This is a genomic window from Acidianus infernus, assembly GCF_009729545.1.
Lineage (GTDB): Archaea > Thermoproteota > Thermoprotei_A > Sulfolobales > Sulfolobaceae > Acidianus > Acidianus infernus.
In genome coordinates, this window is record NZ_WFIY01000004.1 from 1,634,568 (window position 1) to 1,656,095 (window position 21,528).

Consider the following 21,528-nt stretch of genomic DNA (forward strand, 5'->3'; position numbering starts at 1 on the left):
AATGTTAGAGAGGTAAATAAAAATGATAAAAATAAAGTACTTTGCGTTTATTAAAGATATAACGGGGAAAGATGAGGAAACTCTAGATCTTAATTGTAATACAGTAGATTGCGTCATTAAATTTTTATCTGAGAAATATGGTAGAAAAATGGAAGAAATACTAAAGAATGGAATAAATGGTGTTAAGGTCACAATTTTGGTTAATGGAAAAATTTCAAATATAATAGCGGATGGAGACGAAGTAGCAATATTTCCACCACCTGCAGGCGGAGAGTTGGTTAAAAACAAATTTGATCTATTAGAAGAAATTAGGAAGTTTAGGGAAAATGCTCCTCCTGAAGCGGGTTCGCTAGTAGTATATCTGGGTTTTGTTAAAGGCTTGGTTGATGGCCATAGAGTTTATGAATTAAGATATGAAGCGTATGAAGATTACACAATTAGACGATTAAAGGAAATAGAAGATGAACTTATGAAAAAATATCATGATATAGTAAAAATTAAGATTATTCATGTTATATCAAATATGAAACCTGGAGACGATGTTTTACTAATTATGTGCATGGGACGTGGTAGAAAAGATACAATAAGGGCGGTAGAAGAAGCAGTAGAACTCGTAAAAAATACTACTGGTATCTGGAAATTAGAGATAAGAGATGATGGAGAATTTTGGGTAGTTGCCGGAAATACTAGGGTGAAGAGAATAAATGATTAAGAATGTAGCTTTAACAGTAGCTGGTATAGACACTGGAAATGGAGCTGGAGCAGAAACTGATATAAGAGTCTTTGAAATGCTTGGCGTTCATGGAGTCATGGCAATAACTGCCATAACTGCACAGAATACAAAAGGAATTTCGGACATAGAAGTTATGAAACCCGATTTCTTAAGAAAGCAAATAAAAGTCATTAAGAATGATTTTGATATCAAGTCAGTAAAAATAGGAATGATTTATAATAAGGATCAATTTAAGGTGGTAAACGAGGAATTATCTGGATATAAAATTATTACCGATCCAGTAATTTATGCAAAGGACGGAACTCAACTAATTAATGATGTTGATGAGTATAAGAAATTGATTTTGAAAATATCGACAATTATAACTCCTAATGCAGTAGAAGCATCGATACTTTCTGGAATTAAAATAGATACAATAAAGGACGCCGAAGAAGCTATAAAAAAACTTTACGAAGAATACGGAGTTCCTTTTGTAATAATAAAAGGAGGTCATATGAAAGGCGAATATAGTTTTGATATATTATTTGATGGTAAAGAATTTTATGAGATAGGCTATCCTAGGTTAAACAAGAAGGACACTCATGGAACAGGAAGCGTTTTTGCATCAGTAATAGCTGGTAAAATTGCTAAAGGAGAAGAAGTAATTAATGCTTTTAGAGAAGCCAGAAAAATTTTGCAAGATGCAATTGATTATGGCCTAGAAATAGGACATGGCATAGGTCCTATTGATCCGCTAGTATATAACGAGAAAAAATCGCAGAAATATCAAGTTATTGAAGATATGACGAAAATTGGTGATTTTATAGAAAACGAAGAAAAATTCTGGAAATTAATACCAGAAGTTCAATCTAATGTCGCACATAGTATTTCGCCTCAATATGTAGAAGATTTAAATGATATAGCCACATTTAGAGGGAGAATAATTAGACGATGGGATAGAAAAGTCATAGTAGGATATCCTGCAGTTTTCGGTAATCCGACTCATACTGCAAGACTTTTATTAGCTATAATACTCAATTACAGAATTGGAAACACTTTGATAAATATTAGATATGATGAGAAAATTTTGTCTGCATTTAAATCCTTGGGATACGAGATTATTGAGATTAACAGAGAATTAGAACCTCAGCTCGGAGAAGGCAAAACCATGCAATGGATAATAGAATATATAAAAACACAATACGGAATAAAGAATAATCTGCCTAATGTTATCTTCGATAAAGGCATGAAAGGAAAAGAGGCTATGATAAGATTTTGGACAAATAGTGCTGATGAAATGATAGAATCTTTAAGGTTAGTATGCAAAAGTCTTTAGCATGGATTTAGAAAGAATGATTGTCGCGTCAAAAAATCTTGTAAGAACTGGATGGATGCAAAAAGGTATTCCTCCAGCTATAGGTGAAACTGTTGCTGACCATAGTTTTGAGGCAGCAGTAATAGCATATTATTTAGCGAGAAAATTGAATGAAAAAGGTATAAATATAAATCCTGATCATGCAGCAGTATTGGCTTTATTTCACGACGCTGGAGAGAGTATATTAGGAGATTTGCCTAAATGGACAACTGAAAGAATAAATAAGAAGGATGCAGAAAAGGAAGCTTTTGATGAATTTGGATTTGGTAAGGAACTATTTGTAGAATTTAAAGAGCAGAAAACAATAGAGTCAAAAATTGCTAAAATTTCCGATAGACTGTCAACTTACTTACAGAGCGAAAGATATATGAAGCAAGGCTATGAAGTTAAAGAAATAGCGGAAAGCTATCTACCAGAAATAGAGAATATGATTTCTGCCTATCCCATCTCGCTAATAAAGGATTTTATAGAGAATGTTATAAGAAGTAAAGCATTTAAAGAATGAGTATTTAACATACTTATGAAAGTAACTCCAGGTTCTAAAGCTCCAGAATTAGTAAATGCTTTTATAGAAATACCTATGGGTTCTAATATAAAATATGAGTATGATGAGGAAGAGGAAGTGCTAAAGGTCGATAGAATATTATACACTTCAATGTTCTATCCATTTAATTACGGATTTATACCTGGAACAATGAGTGAAGACGGAGACCCACTTGATATATTGGTTATAAGTAATTATCCATTCAACCCAGGGACAGTAGTGGAAGCTAGGCCAGTTGGTTTAATTTATATGACTGATGAAGAAGGTGTTGATAAAAAGATAATCGCCGTTCCAAAGGACAAAGTAGATCCTACTTTTTCTAACATAAAAGATGTTACAGATATTCCGGATGCAATAAAAAATAAACTAGTCCACTTCTTTGAGCATTATAAAGAGTTAGAACCAGGTAAATGGGTTAAGATTTCGGGTTGGGGTACTGCACAAGAAGCTAAGGAGGAAATTAAGAAGGCAATAGAGAGGAATCATAAATAATGCAAGTATCGATTTTTTTAGGGTTTCTTCTTGTTTTTTCGAGCTTACTCTCGTCGTCGTGGTTATTTCTACAAGTGTATTATATTAAATCCATTAAGGGAGAAGGAATAGAAAATAGAATTGATCTTCAATCTCAAAATAAACATAAAATCTCAATTATTATAGCAATAAGGAATGAAGAAGCTGATACAATTAACGAATTAATACAAAATTTGCGAAATATAGATTATGATAACTATGAAGTTATAATAATATCGGACGATCCACCAGAGAAGTTTAGAGAAATATTATCTAATATAAGCAAAATACCAGAAAATGTAAAAATTATTAGAAGAAGTGAGAATAAAGGAAGAAAAGCCGGTGCATTGAATTACGGAGTAAATATAAGTTCCGGAGAATATTTAGTATTTTTAGACGTTGAAGCAAGAGTCGAAAATGACTTTCTTATTAGGATTTCAAAATATTTAACTCAATTTGATGCAATAGCAATGAGATTAAGAGTAAGGAATAAGGGAAATTGCGTAGAAAACGCTTATTATCAAATGACAGAGCATTCCATGAATGCACTATTTCTTGCACGGGATAGAAAGAACTTTATAATATTTCCTAATGGTTCAGCCTTTGCTATAAAAAGACGAATATTTGAAAGAATAGGAGGGTGGAAAGATGGAGCTATCACTGAAGACTTAGAAATGGGGATTAGACTTGCACTATCTAATGTAAAAGTGAAATTTATAAACAATATAGTGGTATATACTCTTTCTCCATTTACTTTATCTGATCTTTATTTTCAAATAAAGAGGTGGGCCTATGGCTCTGGAGAATTATTTTTTGAAGGTTTATTACTATTGAGAAAAGGGTTAAGAGGATTAGAGGGATTTTTATATGTTATTCAGTGGGGAATTTATTCTGTATTCATATTTTTCCTAATGTTGATCTCAGCCTTGGGATTTATAGTTAGTATTTCACCTTACTTTTATTTCATTTCTATACTAATTTATTTCATTTCTATACTAGTCTATTCAATAAATTTTAAGGTAAATTCTTACAATCTGCATAAGATCTCTTCAGTAGTTTTATGGTCTTCACTACTCGGATTTATACAAGGTTTTTTGCATATAGGAACTAAATGGAGAGTTACTCCAAAAACGAATAAAAGCAAAGACGAATTACCTATATGCATTAGAATCTTCGGAATTCTGTTATTTATCATATCATTCTTAGAGTTATCAAAAGGATTAATATTTGAGTCTCTAATTCTATTTTCTCTATTCTTAAGTATAGCTATTGTACAGTAGGCTTAACAGACGCAATTCTACTAACTTCTGCTAATGCCTCTTCTGGCCTTATGCTATATTTAATTATATATTTCTTTACTAATTTATAACTCTCTGGATCTTGAACTATATCCCTAGCAGAAGCTAGCATTTTCAAGTAGAGAGCTCTTCTCTCTAATTCTTCTTTTAATTCTTGTAGTGTTCTTCCGGACTCCTCTAATCTACTCCTCATAACCTTTGCATTTTCTATATCTAAAATATGAGTATCTGATTTAGCATCCCAGTTTACTACTCTCCTAAAGTCGTTCCAGTTTACTATTTCGTCAACTCCAACAACTCTTCTCTTAAGTAAAATTTTATCTCCTACATAAACAGGTAATCTCCTAACGTTAATAACTATATTCATCATTGGTATCCATTCTTGTGGAATATTTAATGGAGCATTCATTAACCTCTTTATTGCTGAATCTGTGTCATATGCGTGAAATGTTGTTGCACCTCCATGTCCGGTGGATAAAGCTTGAAATAACACGTAAGCTTCTGCTCCTCTGATTTCTCCTACAACTATAATATCCGGCCTATACCTTAAAGAAAGTTTTAACAAGTCCATTAATGAGATTTCTTTTCCGCTTCCTCCGTATGCTGCTCTTGCATATAATTGTACCCAGTTATCTTGAGCTAGCCTGATTTCTGGTATATCTTCTATTGATACAATTTTCATCGAGTCTTTAGCTAGATTTAATATAGAAGACATTACTGTAGTTTTTCCTGCACCGGTAACTCCTATTACCATGAATGACATTCTCATGTCTATTGCATACCATAAATATGCTGCTACATCTGGTGAAATAACTCCAGAATTTATTAAATCAAGAATTGTAATAGGTCTCTCGCTAAATCTTCTTATTACGAATGAGGAACCTCTAGCACTAACTTCTGATCTAAAAGTTGCGGCAATTCTGTCTCCTTTAGGTAAAATGCCGTCTGAAATTGGATCGGCAATCGAAATGGTTTTCCCTGATATAGAAACTAGTCTTAATACCATTTCGTCTAATAATTCTTTTCCATCAACTTCCATATCCAGAACTTTCATTTTTTCCTGGAAAGTTATGTTAGTTGGAATATATTCAAATTCTCTATGATAAACGAAAACAGGTAAATCTAATCCACTACAAGATATGTCTTCTATTCTAAAATCTCCAAGGAGCGGAGTTAAAACATTATAACCGAACATATTTCTAAGCAAGTAATATAATGCAACCTTAGCTCTAGTACTAAGTAATTTTAAACCCGCTCTCTCACCTTGAATTATTTTTAGATCCGGTCTTTTTGCTGCAGAAGCTAATAATATTCCTCCTAAATCGATAGTAGAAGATTCTTCTACTAATCTTCTTTCTATTTCTGAAATTAAAAATGTATAAATATCAAATGCAGGGTAATCCATCGGAGGCTCTAAAAGCACATACTTGTATATTCCTTTTTCTTGGTCATATGTTATAAAAACGTGTGGATTAGCAATACTAAGTTCAATATTTGCATCATTTATTGTCTTTTTTATGTCATTAGGAATAATATTAAGTAGATTAATTTCATAATCTGATATAATTTCCGTTAACTCCTCTGGTTGAGCAGAAATAGGCATCAAAGGAGCAGGTAAGTCAATTTTCTTTATAACCGTAATTTTATTCTGATTATTCTTAAAAGATAGTTTGGGAAAACTAAACTTCATTAAAAAAACATATTGTATTTTCCATATTTAAATTTTTATATAGTAGGGGTTGAAGGTTTATAGAAGGCAAAGTGCACATGTAATAAAACTAACAGCATTACTGCAGTAATAATAACTAGTATTGCAGAATGAATTAAACCAGTGGCTATTTTTCCAGATCCAAGTTTTCCTACCAATAAGCCCGCCATAAAAGAATTAAATATGCTAGAAATTGCTGTTATGTATATTGCTCTTGGTAGTAAGACTGACGCTTCAATAAGAGGCCCTACTGCATAACTGATTTTTTGTCCTAATAAGAGACTAAGAATTGCTGATCCTAAAAGTACTGAAGCTATAAGAGAAAGTATAACCCCCATATATGGAGTTACTAGTAAAATTTTCACTTTGCTTTCGTAATCTCTTTTAATTTTTATTTGCGACTCTATTTGTCTTGCTATACTTTCTATAGTTTCTGGAGTCATGCTACCAATTTCCATCATATCTGCCAGCGAAACTAAAGATATCTTAGAAGTGAAATCCATTATTCTTTCTGCTCCTTTTCTAAATGCATCTTTTAATGGATAACCTAAAGTAATATAAGCATAAATTTCATTCAAGACTTTCCCAAATTTTCCCATTTCTTTCGAATCCTTGATATTTTTGATAATTGTCTCTGGAGGTAAACCTGCTCTCAATCCTTCAGCTATGGCTCTCATAAAACCTACAACGTAAGGATCATAGCCAGTACCCTCTTTTAGTTCCTTAGTTAGAATTATTGCAGGAGGAACGGAGGCTATTAATAAACCTATGGTCATTGCGATTACTGTTGGAGTAATATTATCTGTTCCGCCAGATAGTGTAAGGAAGTAAAATATTTGTTTTTCTAAAACTAATAATACAAACATTACTATCATTCCTATTGTTAGAAATATAACGAATAGATTATAATTCAGCTTCTTTTCTGGAAATCTTAACTGAGTTTGTTCTACACCGTAGATAAATATAATATTAACTAAAGGTATTACAGTAACAGCTATTGCACCTAGTATTGGTATTATCGAAGTTCCTCCTACTGGAAAAATAGCTTCTAGAACCATCATTAGGAAGAACATTATATATCCTGAAGATAACCAAATTACATATGATTCCGCAATACCAGATAATCTATCCGCTGCTATTGATGCTCTTAATTGCAGTTGATCTAAGATGTCTTTTGCTTTTGCCTCAATTGTATTAATAACTGGAGCTCCAGTTCTTACAGCAGTTACGTATGCCAAGAAGAAATCCTTTAAAAGCTTAGAAGGAGAGATTTGTGACGCGTGTAACATTGCGTCTTCTACGCTTTCTCCTAAATATCTAATTCTTTTGCTTACATATAGAGTTATGCTATTTATATAATGAAACGCTGATGAAGAAGAAAGCTTATCAAACATTAGCCTAGGAGTTAAACCAGATCTTAAAAATATTGTGAAAACGGATGTAAAAGCAGAAAGCTCTGCATCAACCCCTATTCTTCTTGATTCTATCTTTTGAGATAATGTTGCTATATTAGCCAGATAAGTAACTGGAGGGATTATAAGACCAAAAATTATCATCATAAAAGATAATGCTAAGTATTTAGCTAATCTAAACACTAAATAAAATTTTATGATGATGAATAATCCAAATCCTATTAAAACTACAGAAAGCACTGAAGATAAGAGTAAATAAAAGAAAATTTTTGCTGCAAATAGTTGCGGATCTTCACTACTTCCAGACATTAGTAATTTTTGTTCATAAGATTTTGCCATAGATTTTACTATCCCTAGCTTTACTAATGATGCATAAATAGGTAGTTGATATTGTTTGGGCAATGTAATTGCGTCATTATTCTTCTTTTTAAGCCCAACTGCCATATTAATAAATTGAAATGTCAGAATTTAAATCTTTACATTTCCTATTTTGTGTGAATTTCTACTATATCTTTATCTTCTAAAACGTGATCTTCCCCTACCTTTTGCCCTGGAAACTTAGCAGATTTACCCCAAATTCTTGCATACTTGAAATTCTCATATAGGGACGAGTGAAGTTTTTTAGCAACATCTAGTACTGTTGAACCCCGTTTAAGAATAAGAGGATCTTTACTAGGTTCCTCTCCCGGTTCCTTAGTGTAAACTCTAATTATATCGAGACTATCAAATAAATACTTAGGAAGATTATCAATTTTAGTTATTACTGGTATTCCAGGATAATCGAATGGGTTTAACGAGACTACTACTGCAGGTTTGTAGGTTATAGTCTCAAATATTGATTTTTCCACATCATCTAGGCTAACCTCTCCTATTATTTTAACTATTGCGGACTTTAAACCAAAGTCTTGCAAATATTTCCTTATTTCGTTCTCGTCAGTGTTTACAAGTTTTCCTAGAAGTATTATTCTTATACCCTCTTTGCCACTTCTTAATTTTTCAATTATTACTTTTCCTTTAGGTTTTCCTAGAATTATATTATTACTTTCTAGGAATTCTTTAAATTTTAAGAACTCGTTTTTATCTTCTACTACAAACAAGAGACCGTCAGTGTTTCTTATTAATCCAATTATTTTGCTCACAATGAGCTTTGAGTCCAAGATTACTGGAGGTGGATTAACTAACTGAATACCTACATCTTCGTAGTAAGTCATTGCCGGGATAGGAAAATCCTTTGGATCTTGCTTTACATTTGTTATTTTCCTAACTAATGGATTCTTTAATTCTTCTCTTCCTAGGACGATAATTTGTCCAGCTCCTTCTTTTTCTACAAAAAAGGAAAAACTACCAGACTTTTTCTTTCTCTGTCTTTCAGATTCTTCTCTAAGTTCGGCTAATCTTCTTCGGGCCCAATACACTAAGTTTTCTGTACCTTTGTGCTTAGGAACAGAGCTTAGAAAGTCTTGTATAGCCTTAATCTTCTCTTCTGGCGTTTTAGCATCCATTACTTTTAGCCATTTAGCCTTAGCTTCAGCAGGAAGGTTAGTAACCATAAAGCCCACCCTTATTAATATAATAATTTGGAGCTATCTTAAGTAAAGTTTTCCACGTCCTTCTTATTATGGGAGGAGGATTATTTTTATCTTTTTCGTACATTTCAATAATCCATTTCCTAGTTTTAGGATCAGAAGGATATCCACTACCAAAATCACCATAAATCTTTTTTAATGAATCTATTATCCTATCCCTAGTTACTTTAGCGATTATACTTGCTGCGCTAGCTTCTATATATTTTACATCAGCATTGAATACCACGTTATCCTTTAGACCAAGTTCTCTAATCTTCATTATTACGATATCTTCATTACCTACTTTATCTATGGTTACTATTTTAGGACGTAATGGTAATGAAGCATAGATTATTTGAATTACTTTCGTATAAGTAAGTTCATTAAGGTTATTAGAGTCTATTTCATTAGGGTACGCTTTATTTACGATGTAGGCTTCTGCAAACTCTGATATTATATCATATAGTTTCTCCCTCTTTTCTCTACTTAACATTTTACTATCCTTAACTCCAACTTCTTTCAGTATTCCTTCAATTTTCTCGTCTATTATAACCCCTGCTATAACCATGGGACCTATTATGCAACCTCTTCCTGCTTCGTCTATACCTAGCTTTAAATTCTTACCGAAATGACAAGTTTTGCCTCCCTTTTACCATTTTTAATTGTTTCATTTTCATAGCTTTCTGTAATTTCTGCGTTAACTATGGATGTTATAGTAGAAACTAGTCTCTTTGCTGCAGTCTTATTTATGAAATAATAATCTATTCCATCCTTACTTATTTTAACGTCTGATATAGAATGCACAATTTCGTTTGTAAAAAATGATTCAAATAATGCTCTTTTCTCTTCAGAGAATTCTTTTCTTCCTCTGAGCTGGATAATAGCTTCATAATATCCAGATTTTCTTTTTAAACAATCGTCACAAATGGAGTACGTTAACCTTAACTCTACTTTTTTCTTCAATCTGAATGCTTGATTACCAACTTTTCCTTCGGCTACAATCTCAGCAAAGCTCCTTCCACCTCTCTCCTTCCATTTTTTAATCATATCTATTCTATAATCCTTTACATTTCTATCGATTATCATTTCCTTAGCTAAGTATCTTAATACTACGTCTCTTACTGCGTCATATTCAGTTTCTGCCAATCTTACCCACTTACCGTCTATCCACTCAGCATTACATATTTTACATATTTTACCTAAGATTACTGGTGGAAATTCTACTAATCTCTTAGTTTTAATATAACAAGAAGGGCACATTCTATCTATGAGCTCAACGTCTTCCCTACCACAAACTATGCAGAATTTTTTAGGCATTTTAGGTCACAAATTATAAACTTGCGCAAATTTAACTCCCGCAACTTCAAGTATAGCATTCTTATGGACATATCCTCTTCTTATTGCCTCTTCTACTAGATAATTTCCTACTATGCTAACAACAGTTGCTTCATTAAATAATGAAAAAGCGTATTCCATATCTACTTCATCTCCTCCATAGAATTCCTTGTTTACATTAAGTATAACTTTATCATTCTTAAATTCTTTTCCAAGTAATTCTTTTTCGCATACATTAACAAATACATGCTCGTTTTGTCTAATTACGTTTAGGATTACTTTCATAGTCTCACAGTGGTTTCACTGGATTCTTTGCACCGCAGGCTAGGCACTGTATATACCATATTTTACCTTCTTTAACTAGAACGGTATCCAAGCTCTTACAGGTACTACACTGAACATAAGTCTTTAAGAACCTTTCCATTAACGTATTTATTACTGATGACGAGAATTTTCCTTGAATATATAATTGTCCAGATTCATTTATTGAACCTGCTGCGGCCAACTCTTTGAGTAAATACCTCATGCAAAGTTTATCTTCTCTACGTATTCTGTCACAATATTCGCTAAAATTCTTTATGATTGTAGAATTTCCAACGTTAAAAATTATGAGAGAAGGTAATGTCTGTGTTTCACTTACTTGAGATTTCTTAGGCAACTTAGAGTAAACTCTATCTAAGAGATATTCATAATCTTCCATTTTCCCACAAAGACTATAAAAGCAATAGAGGTTTATATATGTGTTGAGATGAAGGTATACTTCGAAACTTACGGTTGTGCGTTAAATAAGGGGGATACTTACATAATGATGACTTTGCTAAAACAGAGAAACCACGAAATAGTTAATAATCCTAACGAGGCTGACGTAATAGTGCTAAATACATGTGACGTTAGGCTTGAGACTGGGGAAAGAATGAAATCTAGAATAAAAGAACTAAGAAAATTTGGTAAAAAACTTGTAGTAGCAGGTTGTTTTTCTGGTGCAGAACCTGGAGTAGTAAAAACGTTAGCTCCAGAAGCTTCAATAATAGGTCCTCAAGCTCTCACAAAAATAGTTGATGCAGTTGAAGGAGAAAAGGTATTTTCAATAAATGCTGAAAGAAGTGAGATAACTCCAAGAGTTTTCGAAGGTAAAATAGCAATAATACCAATAGCAGACGGTTGTGCAGGAGATTGCAGTTTTTGCATTACTAAACTAGCTAGGAGGACGTTAAGAAGTTATTCGATGAGAAGTATAGTTGAAGCAGTTAAAGAAGCTGTAAAGAATGGCGCAGTTGAGATAGAATTAACTGGACAAGATGCAGCAGCTTACGGATTAGATCTTGGCGGTAAAATTAAGCTTTCAGATTTACTTAACGAGGTTCTGAGCATTGAAGGTGATTTCATGATAAGAATAGGCATGATGACCCCAGAGCAATTTGCAAGGGATATCGATGGGATACTTGAAGCTATGAGAGATCCTAAGCTGTTTAAATTTTTGCATTTACCAGTTCAAAGCGGAGACGATAATGTGCTTAAGTTAATGAATAGAAAATATACAGTGGACGAATATAAGGAGCTTGTTAAGGAAGCTAGGAGTAAAATACCCAATATTAACATTACTACAGATATAATTATAGGCCATCCAGGAGAAGATGAGAATGCCTTTGAAAACACTTTAGAACTTATGAAAGAAATAAAATTTGAAAGAGTTCATTTAGCAATGTATTCCATAAGACCTAATACTAGAAGCGCATTAATGAAGCAAGTTCCAGACGCTGTTAAGAAAGAGAGAATGAAAATTGCATATAAGTTATATGAAGATATCTCTCTCTCAATACATAAAGAGTATTTAAATAAGAGAACAAAAGTAATTACTACTGAAAAAGGCAAAAAAGGGTCAATAATTGGCAGAACTCTCAATTATATACCAGTAATTTTAAATGGAGTAGAAATAGGTAAATGGTATGATGTAGAGATTACAGACTACTCGTTCTTTGACCTAAGAGGTGCCGTTGTTTAAAAAATTTAAATTGTTTTAATACTGATATAATGTTATGACAGAAGTTTATATTGCCTCAGCCGTTAGGACTCCAATAGGAAAATTTGGAGGAGTATTTAAGGATATTAGTCCAGTAGATTTAGGTGCTATAGCGATAAAAGAGGCATTAAAGAGGGCAAATGTTGATCCTAAAAGAGTTGATATAGTAATTATGGGTAATATATTAAGAGCCGCCTTTGGTCAAGACTTGGCAAGACAAGCTGCAGTTAAGGCTGGAATTCCATATGAGATTGACGGATATTCTGTTGATATGGTTTGTTCTTCTGGGATGATGAGCATAACTAATGCAGTAGAATTGATAAAGACCGGAGATGCTGATATTGTAGTAGCAGGAGGAATGGAAAGCATGAGCCAAGCCGCGTTAGCAGTAAGATCTCACGTTAGATGGGGTGTAAAAATGCTGATGGGCAAGCAGTTGGAATTCGTAGATACAATGTTAATGGATGGCTTAACTGATCCATTTAATATGAAGCTAATGGGAGAAGAAGCTGATATGGTAGCTAAAGCTCATAATTTTACTAGACAAGAGTTAGATGAAGTAGCTTATCAAAGTCATAAGAGAGCAGCTGAAGCTACGGAGAAAGGCTTGTTTGCCAGTGAAATAGTTCCAGTAGAAGTTAATGGAACGTTGATAACAAAAGATGAAGGCATAAGAGCTGATACTTCAATAGAAAAATTGGCGAAACTAAAGCCAGCCTTTAGTAAAGACGGTTTTCATACAGCAGGTAACTCTTCTCAATTATCTGATGGCGCTTCTGCGCTTGTTTTAGTGAGCGAAAAAGCAGTAAAAGAATTAGGCATTGATCCCATAGCTAAAGTTTTAGGCTTCTCTTGGGCTGGAATTGAAAGCTGGAGATTTACAGAAGCTCCTATATTTGCAGTTAAGAAACTCTTACAGAAATTAAATATGGATATATCTAAATTTGATTATTTTGAGAATAATGAAGCTTTTGCAGTTAATAGTGTTTTAGCAAATAGATATTTAGGAATTCCTTATGATAAACTTAACGTTTTTGGCGGAGCGATAGCTTTGGGTCATCCAATTGGCGCTAGCGGAGCGAGAATTGTAACCACCTTAATTAACGTTTTATCTAAAATGAAAGGAGAAAGAGGGATTGCTAGCATTTGTCATGGTACTGGAGGTTCTACTGCAATGGCTATTGAACTTTTAAGACCTCTATAATTTTTTAAGATGAATAGAAAATAGTATATAGGTGGTCAAATAGTTGCCAAAAAAAGATCCAGAAGCACCAGTTAGAGAAGTAATGAAACCGGCAGAAGGAGAAGTTATTTGCGTAGTTAAGAAAATGCTTGGGGCAGAGCATATAGTTGTTCTTTGTGTGGATGGTAAGCAAAGAACTGCAAGAATACCGGGTAGAATGAGAAAGAAAACTTGGATAAAAGAAGGGGACGTTGTATTAGTTGCTCCTTGGGATTTCCAGCCAGATAAGGCAGATATCATCCATAAGTATATGCATGATGAGATAAAGAAGTTAATTGATGAAGGAATAGTCGATAAAGAAATATTAGATCAGCTAAGAGGATAAAATTGTTTGAGAAGAAAAAAGTTGAAAAAAGAATAAAAGATGAGGATCTTTTTAAAGTAGTTGATTCTACTTTAAGTCCCAGAACTTACGTGCTATTAGAGGAAATAGCAAGTAAGCTTAATATTGATTATTATTTGGGAGCAATTTCCTCTGGAAAAGAGGCTAAAGTTTATCCAGCAAAAACGATGGATGGAAAATATTATGCGGTAAAGATTTATTATGTTTCCACTTCGGCTTCAAAAAGAGCAATTCAAAAGTATACGTTTGGTGATAAAAGGTTCGAAGATATAAAAGCTACAAATACAAGAAAGCTTATAATTACTTGGGCTAGGAAGGAATTCAAGAATTTAAGCATAATGTACGAAGCAGGAGTAAATGTACCTAAACCAATTCTAGTTGAAGAAAATATTCTAGTTATGGATTTTATTGGAGAAAACGGAAAGAGAGCCCCTCTTTTAAAAGAGCTTCCAGAAGAGGAGATAACTAAAGATCTATATGACGAAGTTATTAACCAGTTGGAAATTATGGTTAATAAAGCAAAATTGGTTCATGGAGATTTAAGCGAGTATAACATAATGGTATGGGATAAAGTTTACATAATTGATGTAAGTCAAGCAATTTCCATAGAGAGTGAAAACGCCACTGATCTACTAATTAGGGATATTGAGAACGTGAACAGGTTTTTCTCCTCCAAGGGTATTGAAGTTTACCCAACTGAAGATATTTTAAAGAGATTAAATATAACTAAATGAGTAGCAATGTTCATTAGCGTACCAGATGAGAAAATAAATATAGTAAAGTCTCTTATACCAAAATTGAAAGAGTTAAGTGGAGTAGAAATTACGTACGATGAGAACACTAAGACCTTTAACGTAGACTCCTCGCAAAACCCTTATGAGGCAATGAAAGTAATATCCGTCATAAGGGCAATAGGCTTAGGATTTTCTGTGGATGAATCGTTAAAATTACTTTCTGACGATTACATGCTTGACGTCATAGATTTAAAACAATCGGTTGGAAGTAATCCAGAAACTTTGAGGAGAATAAAAGGGAGAATAATAGGCGAAAATGGTAAGGCAAAGAAAATAATCCAGGAGTATACTGGAGTTTCAATATCGATAACTGATCATTTCGTGGCTATAATAGGAATTTATGACCAAGTACAAATTGCAAGAAAAGCTATAGAATTGCTAATAGAAGGTAAGGAGCATTCTACGGTTTACAAGTACTTAGATAAGGCAGAGGCTGAACTAGTTTACCTTTCAAAGAATAGGCCTTATAATCTCAAGTGATGTTAAATCTTTTATTTCAGGGAAGTAGTGAATTATAATTTTATTGTATGACTCTACAATTTTCCTGTTCTTATCATTTGCTAAGAATGCCTTTAACTTATCATTTTCGTTGTTAAATAACATTTTAAAGAATTCAAAGAGCACTTTCTTAGGCTCGCTTAAAATTTCTTCTGTAAGGTAAAGTCTGGGAGAGGGCAACATAACTAATGTTAAATGAATTCCGTGTAATTGGGCAATCATTGCAATTTTATATGCGCTGTATTCCTTAGTTGGAGATTTCTTGCTGGCTTTTACTTCAATATAATATTTTTCTCCATCTTTTTCTGCTTCAATGTCATGTGTAGGAAGATTTACAGATTTAATATTTGTAAAATTATAATTTTCCAAAACTTTCCTAGCCCTATACTCCATTGCGAAACCAAATATTATGCCCTTAGCTCTTTCAAGGGCAAAATTGATTTCTTCATCCGTAAATCCGTACTCGTTTATTAACTCTTCTAAACTATTCACATGCATTTTATAACGTTAAGAATTAAAAAGATTTCCAGATTTTACTCTTGAAATACCCTCTTCCCTTATTTTTTGCAATTCATCATGCGTAGCGTTTCTGGAGTTGAATCCAAATTTCTCAAATAAATCTTTTTCAAAATCATACTCTGTATATATTCCATGCCTATGAAACTTTTCGTTAGCCTCGTCTAAACTTCTTGATCCTGCAACAATTTTATAAATTCCAGATATTTGGGCTAATTTCTTAGGATCTAAGAAAAACATGACGGATGATACAGGAGTAACGTAAACTTTCCTAGTTCCATTTCTTATTTTAACTTCGCCGTATAAGCCATTAAATGCTTCAAAAGGTATTCTAGAAGCTTCAGTGTTTACTATCTTTAACGCCTCGCCCATTAAATTTGCAACATCATTGTCTATTCCTTTAGAATCCAGTAGTCCACCAATTTTTGCAACTTCAGAAATTCTTCTTAATACGTATTCGTGCTCAAGCTCTCCATCACTCCCAGCACCAATAATTCCCAGAATTGATTTTACTTTCAATGAAACTAATGACGCAAGGGAAATTGAGTCTATTAACGGACTTCCTAATCCTTTTTCGTCCCCATTAGCTAAAACGTCTCCTCCGGCATCGACTCCTATAACGAGGTCAAATTTCTCTTTATCTATAAGGTCGTTTAAGGCTTCTGACATTCCTATGTCTCCGCCTTTATTACATATTGCAAAGCCGTAATCATTGACTACTTTTAAAACTCTCATTAATTGAGGTACTACTTTTAGACCTCCCCTTATTGCATAAGAGTTAGAGCATACTTTGTAAACATAATCATTTATTTCTTCAAAATTAACCAAGTCTTCCTTACAGATTGGTCCAGGTAATGGATCTTCTACGTATCTCTCCCAAACTACTGCCCCTAATTTGACTTCATAACCTAACCTTTTGTAATACACGTAAGGCAAAAGAGCTGATAAAACATCTCCGCCTCCACCAATTCCAAAAATGAAAGCCTTCATATTACTTAAAATACTTTTTGGCACTTTATACTTTTTACAACTATATGCTAAGCTTAAATAATAAGCTCTAGACTTTTCACGTATTATTTGAGTCCTTACTTTAAACCTAAAGGTCATAATTTTACGATTGAGTGGTTGAGTTGAGCATTGAATCCAATTATAGTAATAATGTTAGCCCAACAGAGGAAATAAAAGTAGGTCACGCTTTGGCTCATATAGTTGCAGCAGCCTCAATAGTTGAAGAAATAGAAGGAGAATTGCCAGAAGTAAATGATACTGTAAGAAAATACGCAGACGCCTGGATAATGGAAATGGCGCCAATAGATTATTATCCTGGCCTAGCTGAAATGCTGGGTTGTAGGATAAAAAAGAAACTAACGCAAGTGTTTGACGAAATAACAGAAGATGAGCTGGCTACAACACTTGATGATGCGATAGAGTTAAAAAGAGCATTAGATAATGGCGAAATAGTTTATAATTATGCTGACATGGAGGTCAGAATAGAAAGGCTTTTGAGAGCGCTTGGCGTAGAAATTAACGATTTTGCTTCAGTTTTAGATACGCCAGACTTTTATTTAAAGCTAAGAAGATTATTAGCAATACTAGTAGTTGCAATAGGAATATCCTCAGTGAGGACAAAATGGATAGCGGAATCTCAATAACTGCTGAAAAGCTAATAGAACTAACTGTTAAGAAGGCCTCTTTGATAAGTGTAAAAGAAGATGAAATTGTAAGAGCAGTAGGTTATTCATCAAAAGACATGGCAGAGAGAGTAATTGATAAAGTATCATTTTGGCTGTCTTATGAACAAAATCATTTACTTTACTGTAAATTATGTAATAAAGGTCCTTTTACTAAAAGAGGCTTATTTCTACATCTAACAAGAGTTCATAGAATGGAAATAAAGGCGATGTTAGAAGACGAATTAAAGAGAGAAATAAAAGCCCTCATTTAAATTTTACTTAAAGCTTGAGCTAAATCTTCTATCAGATCTTCAACGTCTTCTATTCCCACAGACAATCTTAGTAAAGAATCGTTAATTCCTATTATCTTCCTCTCCTCTAAAGTTAAGGTTCTATGACTCATTGTAGGTGGATGGGAAATTAATGAATTAACTCCACCTAAGCTCTGTGCAGGAATTATTACCTTAGTTGATCTCATAACCTTAAGAGCTTCATCCTTACCTCCTCTAACTTCAAAGCTTACTACCCCGCCAAAGCCTTTAAGAACTTTTCTAGCTATTTCATAATCTGGATGAGACTTTAATCCTGGATAATATACTTTAGTAACTTTTGGATGATCTTCTAGAAATTCAGCTATCTGCTCAGCATTCCTATTTATAACGTCCATTCTAATCTTTAGAGTTTTCATCCCCCTTATTACTAAATAAGCTGGAAAAGGTTCTAAGGAAGTTCCCAGAGTTCTCCTCATTAAGTCAACGTTCTTCATAAGCTCTTCTTTACCTGCAGCAAGTCCTGCTATAACGTCGTTATGTCCTGCAATAAATTTGGACGCGCTATGTATAACTATATCTGCTCCAAGCTCTATTGGCTTTTGATTTATTGGGGTAGCAAAAGTCGAATCTACAACTAGTATGCTGTTATTTTCTTTGGCAATCTTTGACAATTCTGGTAAGTTGATAACTCGAAGTAAAGGATTAGTTATACTCTCTACAAATATCACGTCAAAATGTGATCTTTTGGCAATCTCTAGTAAGTTTTCATTTCCAGGTTTACTAATAGTTACTTTAACTCCCCAGTTTACCAAGAAATCTTTACAAAAACGTAGGCTCCTACCAAACATGTCCATAGTTACTAATAACGACTTTCCTGGAGTAAGCAAAGTAAAAAGAGTTGTAGTAATGGCCCCCATTCCAGAAGAGAACGCAATACCCATTTCTGCCCCTTCAAGTTCGGCTATCTTTTTGCCTAGCTCTAGGGTTGTAGGATTTGCCTCCCTTGAATACCTAAATTTCTCTCCTTCTGGGAACATAAAAGCTACTGTCTGGTAAATTGGTGTAGTAATTGCTTTAGTTGAATCTTCAATATCTTCTTTCACAGCCTTAGTTGAGTCTTTCACTTTTTACACCTCCAGCTATTTGAGCAGAAATAAAATTGCATGTAAGCCCAAATACTTTGCAAACTTCAAGGCTCTCAACCTTTATTTTATCAACATTAGTGTGATCGTCATAGAGCACCAAGACTGTAGGTCCTGCACCGCTAACACAACTACCTATAGCATCATTCTTCAATGCAATTTCTTTAATTTTCTTATAGTGTGGATAAAGAGGTTCCCTTGCAACTTCAACTATTTCATCGTTTAACCCTTGTTTTATCAATTCTTTATCTCCTTTAATAAAGCCTAAAATTAGCGACGATAGATACCTGGAATTTTTAACATAAAGCGAAAGGTCTACCTTGCTAGGTAACATTTCTCTAGCTTTTTTTGTTTTGCCTTCTCTCTCACCTTGGGGGGAAATTAATAGGATCTTAAAATCAATATTAACAGGAATTTTGACTACTTTTACAGGAGAAACTGAGGTTACAGCAATTATTCCTCCATATACGCTAGCTGCCACATTATCTGGATGAGGAGAGCCAGAAGAAGCCTGTTCTCCGAACATTGAATATTTTACCATCTCTTCTTGGGTCAACTTAAGCTCAAAAAGCTCGTTAACAGCTGCTATTGCAGCGACAGAAGAGGCACCACTACTGCCTAAACCCAAGCCAAAGGGTATTCCCTTATTTATCTCGATTTCTATTCCTTCGTCTATTCCCTTTTCTTGAAGAAGAATTTTCGTAGCCAATCCTGCAGAATTTTTTTCCGGATCTAAAGGAATCTTGGGATTATTACTCTTGATTACTATTTTTCCCTTCTCTTCGATAGTCCTCGCAATTACTATGTCCTTGAAAGCATTGTGAGCCATAGATAAAATATCAAACCCAGGGCCTAAATTAGCAGAACTTGAGTAAGCCTCTGCTTTTGCTGACATAGCTAAAAATATGTACATTACATTTAAGGTTTTTCAGATTTGTGTATTCTTAAAAAATTCCATTTAGGAATTTGAAAGCTTCCTTATTCCTTACGATTATGAATAACTTTTCCTTGCCTAATTCCTTTCCTTCTTTAAGATATCCTTCAGGTGCAAACACTTTTGCCTTACCTAGAAAGTTCAACACAGTCGAAGGAGACTTCAATTTTACTGATGGGTTTCTATTAAATTTGCTTAATCCTAGCCAATCAAAATATCCAATTTCGTCTCCATCTCCTTGTTCTAGAATTCTTCTTTCTATTGAATAGTCGTAATTATTCGGAGTACAGAATAATGAGCTAACAACTACTATATCTCCTATGCCCTTCTCTAAAGCCTTGCAAGAAACTTGTGAGCCTAAATAAATTTTTCTTACGTTCAAGTTATCAAATCTTTTATCTTCTTCTCCTATTAATGTAATTCTCATGTCCTTTCTCTTTATTATAACTTCAACTTTATCTCCCTCTTTAAGCTCTATTCCTGGTTCAAGTCCAATGAAGCCGTCTGCTAAAGAAAAACTACCAACCATATAACTGTCAAAAGGAATAGGTATTGCAAATCCTTGTACTAAGTATACTGGAATGTATGTAAACCTCTTTTTATCTGCCTTAACTGGAAGTAATAATTGTGCATATTCAGTTTCTTCCGTGATATTTTCTTCTCCCTTCATTAGCAGTAAGTAATTTTTAATTACTCTATCATAAATCATGATCGTAGATACAATATTACCAGGCAGTCCAAAGACTGGCTTTCCATTAAATTTTCCTAATAATGTAGGTTTGCCGGGCTTAAATTTTAGTCCATGAACTATTATTTCCCCTTTCTCTCTAATTATTTGGTGAACAAGGTCTTTTTCTCCTGCGCTTGTACCACCAGTTATAATTATTACATCTGCAATCTTACTTGCCTCTTCTATTGCTTCCTCAATTTTATCTTTATTATCCCCTACGAGTTTGTGGCCCACTACATTATATCCATCATTTTTAAGCCTTGAAATAAGGAAATGAAGATTACTCTCGTATATTTTTCCTGGCTTCAACTCCTTACCTGGCTCTACTAGCTCATCTCCGGTTGAGATTACGTAAACTGAAGGTGCTTCATAAACCTTTACCTTGCTTATGCCTGCAGATGCAAGGAATGCAATTTTTTCTGGAGTAATTTTTTCTCCTTTATAAAGTATCTGCGTGCCTCTTGGTACATCACTACCTATCCATGCTATATTTGTTCCAAAGTTTAGCTTTTTAGTAATTTCAACGTATTCTCCTTCAATTCTGGTTTCTTCAATTTTTATAACAGCGTCTGCACCTTTTGGGATCATAGCTCCAGTATCAACTTCAACTGCTTCGTTATCGGAAATTTCGATTTCCTTATATTCTCCAATATTTATTTTTCCTATTATCTTGAATTTTCCAGGAGTAGAAGAAGATTTTACAGCGAAACCGTCCACAGTTGATCTAGAAAACGGAGGTAAGTCTATAGGAGAATAAACGTCCTCGGCAGAAATTTTATTAAGAGCATCTGTTATTTCAATTTCCTTTATTTTCCTTTCTGGAGGAACTTTAGATATGAATAAGGAAATTGCTTCTTGTGCTGATAAAAGAGAATCTTCAGGTAAAATAGCTCTCATAAAAAAT

24 protein-coding genes are annotated in these 21,528 nt (G+C 33.7%); 12 read left to right on the forward strand and 12 right to left on the reverse strand.

Translation table 11 applies throughout. The features are described 5' to 3' along the window. Positions 1-16: 16 nt before the first annotated feature. Genes D1867_RS09465 through D1867_RS09485 form a run of 5 tightly spaced genes read left to right on the forward strand, consistent with a single transcriptional unit; the run spans position 17 to position 4,421 of the window. On the forward strand, positions 17-712 hold the full coding sequence (locus D1867_RS09465) for a MoaD family protein (protein ID WP_338078124.1): 696 nt from the start codon (positions 17-19) through the stop codon (positions 710-712). Then, the gene (thiD, locus tag D1867_RS09470; protein WP_155863915.1) at positions 705-2,048 is read left to right on the forward strand and encodes a bifunctional hydroxymethylpyrimidine kinase/phosphomethylpyrimidine kinase; all 1,344 of its coding nucleotides are present in this window, start codon (positions 705-707) and stop codon (positions 2,046-2,048) included. Before D1867_RS09465 ends, thiD begins: the two co-directional genes overlap by 8 nt. Position 2,049: 1 nt before the next feature. Next, complete coding sequence (locus D1867_RS09475) at positions 2,050-2,592, forward strand: HD domain-containing protein (RefSeq protein WP_155863916.1); 543 nt, start codon at positions 2,050-2,052, stop codon at positions 2,590-2,592. 15 nt (positions 2,593-2,607) lie between these two features. After that, positions 2,608-3,123, forward strand: coding sequence for an inorganic diphosphatase (gene ppa, locus D1867_RS09480; RefSeq protein WP_152942048.1), 516 nt, complete (start codon positions 2,608-2,610; stop codon positions 3,121-3,123). After that, a complete protein-coding gene (locus D1867_RS09485) occupies positions 3,123-4,421 on the forward strand; it encodes a glycosyltransferase family 2 protein (protein ID WP_155863917.1) in 1,299 nt (432 codons plus the stop codon). The genes ppa and D1867_RS09485 overlap by 1 nt, the downstream gene beginning before the upstream one ends. Here D1867_RS09485 and D1867_RS09490 read toward each other — a convergent pair. Genes D1867_RS09490 through D1867_RS09520 form a run of 7 tightly spaced genes read right to left on the reverse strand, consistent with a single transcriptional unit; the run spans position 4,408 to position 11,159 of the window. Continuing rightward, positions 4,408-6,129, reverse strand: coding sequence for a type II/IV secretion system ATPase subunit (locus D1867_RS09490; protein ID WP_155863918.1), 1,722 nt, complete (start codon positions 6,127-6,129; stop codon positions 4,408-4,410). The two genes, D1867_RS09485 and D1867_RS09490, sit on opposite strands and share 14 nt — an antisense overlap. Positions 6,130-6,164: 35 nt before the next feature. Beyond that, positions 6,165-8,003 (reverse strand): type II secretion system F family protein, encoded by a 1,839-nt coding sequence (locus D1867_RS09495; RefSeq protein WP_155863919.1) that lies wholly within the window; start codon positions 8,001-8,003, stop codon positions 6,165-6,167. 41 nt (positions 8,004-8,044) lie between these two features. Beyond that, positions 8,045-9,109, reverse strand: coding sequence for a TGS domain-containing protein (locus D1867_RS09500; protein WP_155863920.1), 1,065 nt, complete (start codon positions 9,107-9,109; stop codon positions 8,045-8,047). Continuing rightward, positions 9,099-9,728, reverse strand: coding sequence for a ribonuclease HII (gene rnhB, locus D1867_RS09505; RefSeq protein ID WP_338078125.1), 630 nt, complete (start codon positions 9,726-9,728; stop codon positions 9,099-9,101). Before rnhB ends, D1867_RS09500 begins: the two co-directional genes overlap by 11 nt. Positions 9,729-9,736: 8 nt before the next feature. Continuing rightward, the gene (locus D1867_RS09510) at positions 9,737-10,441 is read right to left on the reverse strand and encodes a 60S ribosomal export protein NMD3 (protein WP_155863922.1); all 705 of its coding nucleotides are present in this window, start codon (positions 10,439-10,441) and stop codon (positions 9,737-9,739) included. A gap of 6 nt (positions 10,442-10,447) precedes the next feature. Further along, entirely contained in the window at positions 10,448-10,744 is a 297-nt protein-coding gene (locus D1867_RS09515) for a DUF424 domain-containing protein (RefSeq protein WP_152942062.1), read from the reverse strand. A gap of 4 nt (positions 10,745-10,748) precedes the next feature. After that, positions 10,749-11,159, reverse strand: coding sequence for a translation initiation factor IF-2 subunit beta (locus D1867_RS09520; protein ID WP_155863923.1), 411 nt, complete (start codon positions 11,157-11,159; stop codon positions 10,749-10,751). Positions 11,160-11,207: 48 nt separating this feature from the next. Between D1867_RS09520 and D1867_RS09525 the strand changes: the two genes are divergently transcribed. From D1867_RS09525 to D1867_RS09545, 5 genes are read left to right on the forward strand one after another with little or no spacing between them, the layout of a single operon-like run. Then, entirely contained in the window at positions 11,208-12,461 is a 1,254-nt protein-coding gene (locus tag D1867_RS09525; protein WP_155863924.1) for a tRNA (N(6)-L-threonylcarbamoyladenosine(37)-C(2))-methylthiotransferase, read from the forward strand. A 34-nt stretch (positions 12,462-12,495) separates the two neighbouring features. After that, positions 12,496-13,683 carry a thiolase family protein gene (locus tag D1867_RS09530; RefSeq protein ID WP_155863925.1) on the forward strand — a complete coding sequence of 396 codons (1,188 nt, stop codon included), beginning with the start codon at positions 12,496-12,498 and terminating at the stop codon, positions 13,681-13,683. A 43-nt stretch (positions 13,684-13,726) separates the two neighbouring features. After that, positions 13,727-14,047 (forward strand): translation initiation factor aIF-1A, encoded by a 321-nt coding sequence (locus D1867_RS09535; RefSeq protein WP_155863926.1) that lies wholly within the window; start codon positions 13,727-13,729, stop codon positions 14,045-14,047. A 2-nt stretch (positions 14,048-14,049) separates the two neighbouring features. After that, on the forward strand, positions 14,050-14,799 hold the full coding sequence (locus D1867_RS09540; protein ID WP_155863927.1) for a serine protein kinase RIO: 750 nt from the start codon (positions 14,050-14,052) through the stop codon (positions 14,797-14,799). Between the two features lie 6 nt (positions 14,800-14,805). Then, positions 14,806-15,339, forward strand: coding sequence for a KH domain-containing protein (locus tag D1867_RS09545; RefSeq protein WP_155863928.1), 534 nt, complete (start codon positions 14,806-14,808; stop codon positions 15,337-15,339). Here the strand turns inward: D1867_RS09545 and D1867_RS09550 are convergent. Together D1867_RS09550 and D1867_RS09555 are read right to left on the reverse strand one after the other, a co-directional pair. Next, a complete protein-coding gene (locus D1867_RS09550; RefSeq protein ID WP_338078025.1) occupies positions 15,310-15,849 on the reverse strand; it encodes a hypothetical protein in 540 nt (179 codons plus the stop codon). The two genes, D1867_RS09545 and D1867_RS09550, sit on opposite strands and share 30 nt — an antisense overlap. Positions 15,850-15,864: 15 nt before the next feature. Further along, the gene (locus tag D1867_RS09555; protein WP_155863930.1) at positions 15,865-16,863 is read right to left on the reverse strand and encodes a DUF1152 domain-containing protein; all 999 of its coding nucleotides are present in this window, start codon (positions 16,861-16,863) and stop codon (positions 15,865-15,867) included. A 131-nt stretch (positions 16,864-16,994) separates the two neighbouring features. Here D1867_RS09555 and D1867_RS09560 point away from each other — a divergent pair, with 131 nt between their 5' ends. Both D1867_RS09560 and D1867_RS09565 read left to right on the forward strand, forming a co-directional pair. Further along, a complete protein-coding gene (locus tag D1867_RS09560) occupies positions 16,995-17,525 on the forward strand; it encodes a hypothetical protein (protein ID WP_338078026.1) in 531 nt (176 codons plus the stop codon). Next, a complete protein-coding gene (locus D1867_RS09565; RefSeq protein ID WP_013776955.1) occupies positions 17,504-17,818 on the forward strand; it encodes a hypothetical protein in 315 nt (104 codons plus the stop codon). Before D1867_RS09560 ends, D1867_RS09565 begins: the two co-directional genes overlap by 22 nt. On the opposite strand, the gene D1867_RS09570 is transcribed toward D1867_RS09565, so the two are convergent. Genes D1867_RS09570 through D1867_RS09580 form a run of 3 tightly spaced genes read right to left on the reverse strand, consistent with a single transcriptional unit; the run spans position 17,815 to position 21,521 of the window. Then, positions 17,815-18,942, reverse strand: coding sequence for an aminotransferase class I/II-fold pyridoxal phosphate-dependent enzyme (locus D1867_RS09570; RefSeq protein WP_338078027.1), 1,128 nt, complete (start codon positions 18,940-18,942; stop codon positions 17,815-17,817). The genes D1867_RS09565 and D1867_RS09570 overlap by 4 nt on opposite strands. After that, positions 18,926-19,855, reverse strand: a complete 930-nt coding sequence (locus D1867_RS09575; protein WP_155863932.1) for a homoserine kinase — start codon at positions 19,853-19,855, stop codon at positions 18,926-18,928. Before D1867_RS09575 ends, D1867_RS09570 begins: the two co-directional genes overlap by 17 nt. A gap of 49 nt (positions 19,856-19,904) precedes the next feature. Next, positions 19,905-21,521: a molybdopterin-binding protein gene (locus tag D1867_RS09580; RefSeq protein ID WP_155863933.1), complete on the reverse strand. Its 1,617-nt coding sequence runs from the start codon at positions 21,519-21,521 to the stop codon at positions 19,905-19,907. Positions 21,522-21,528 lie beyond the last annotated feature (7 nt).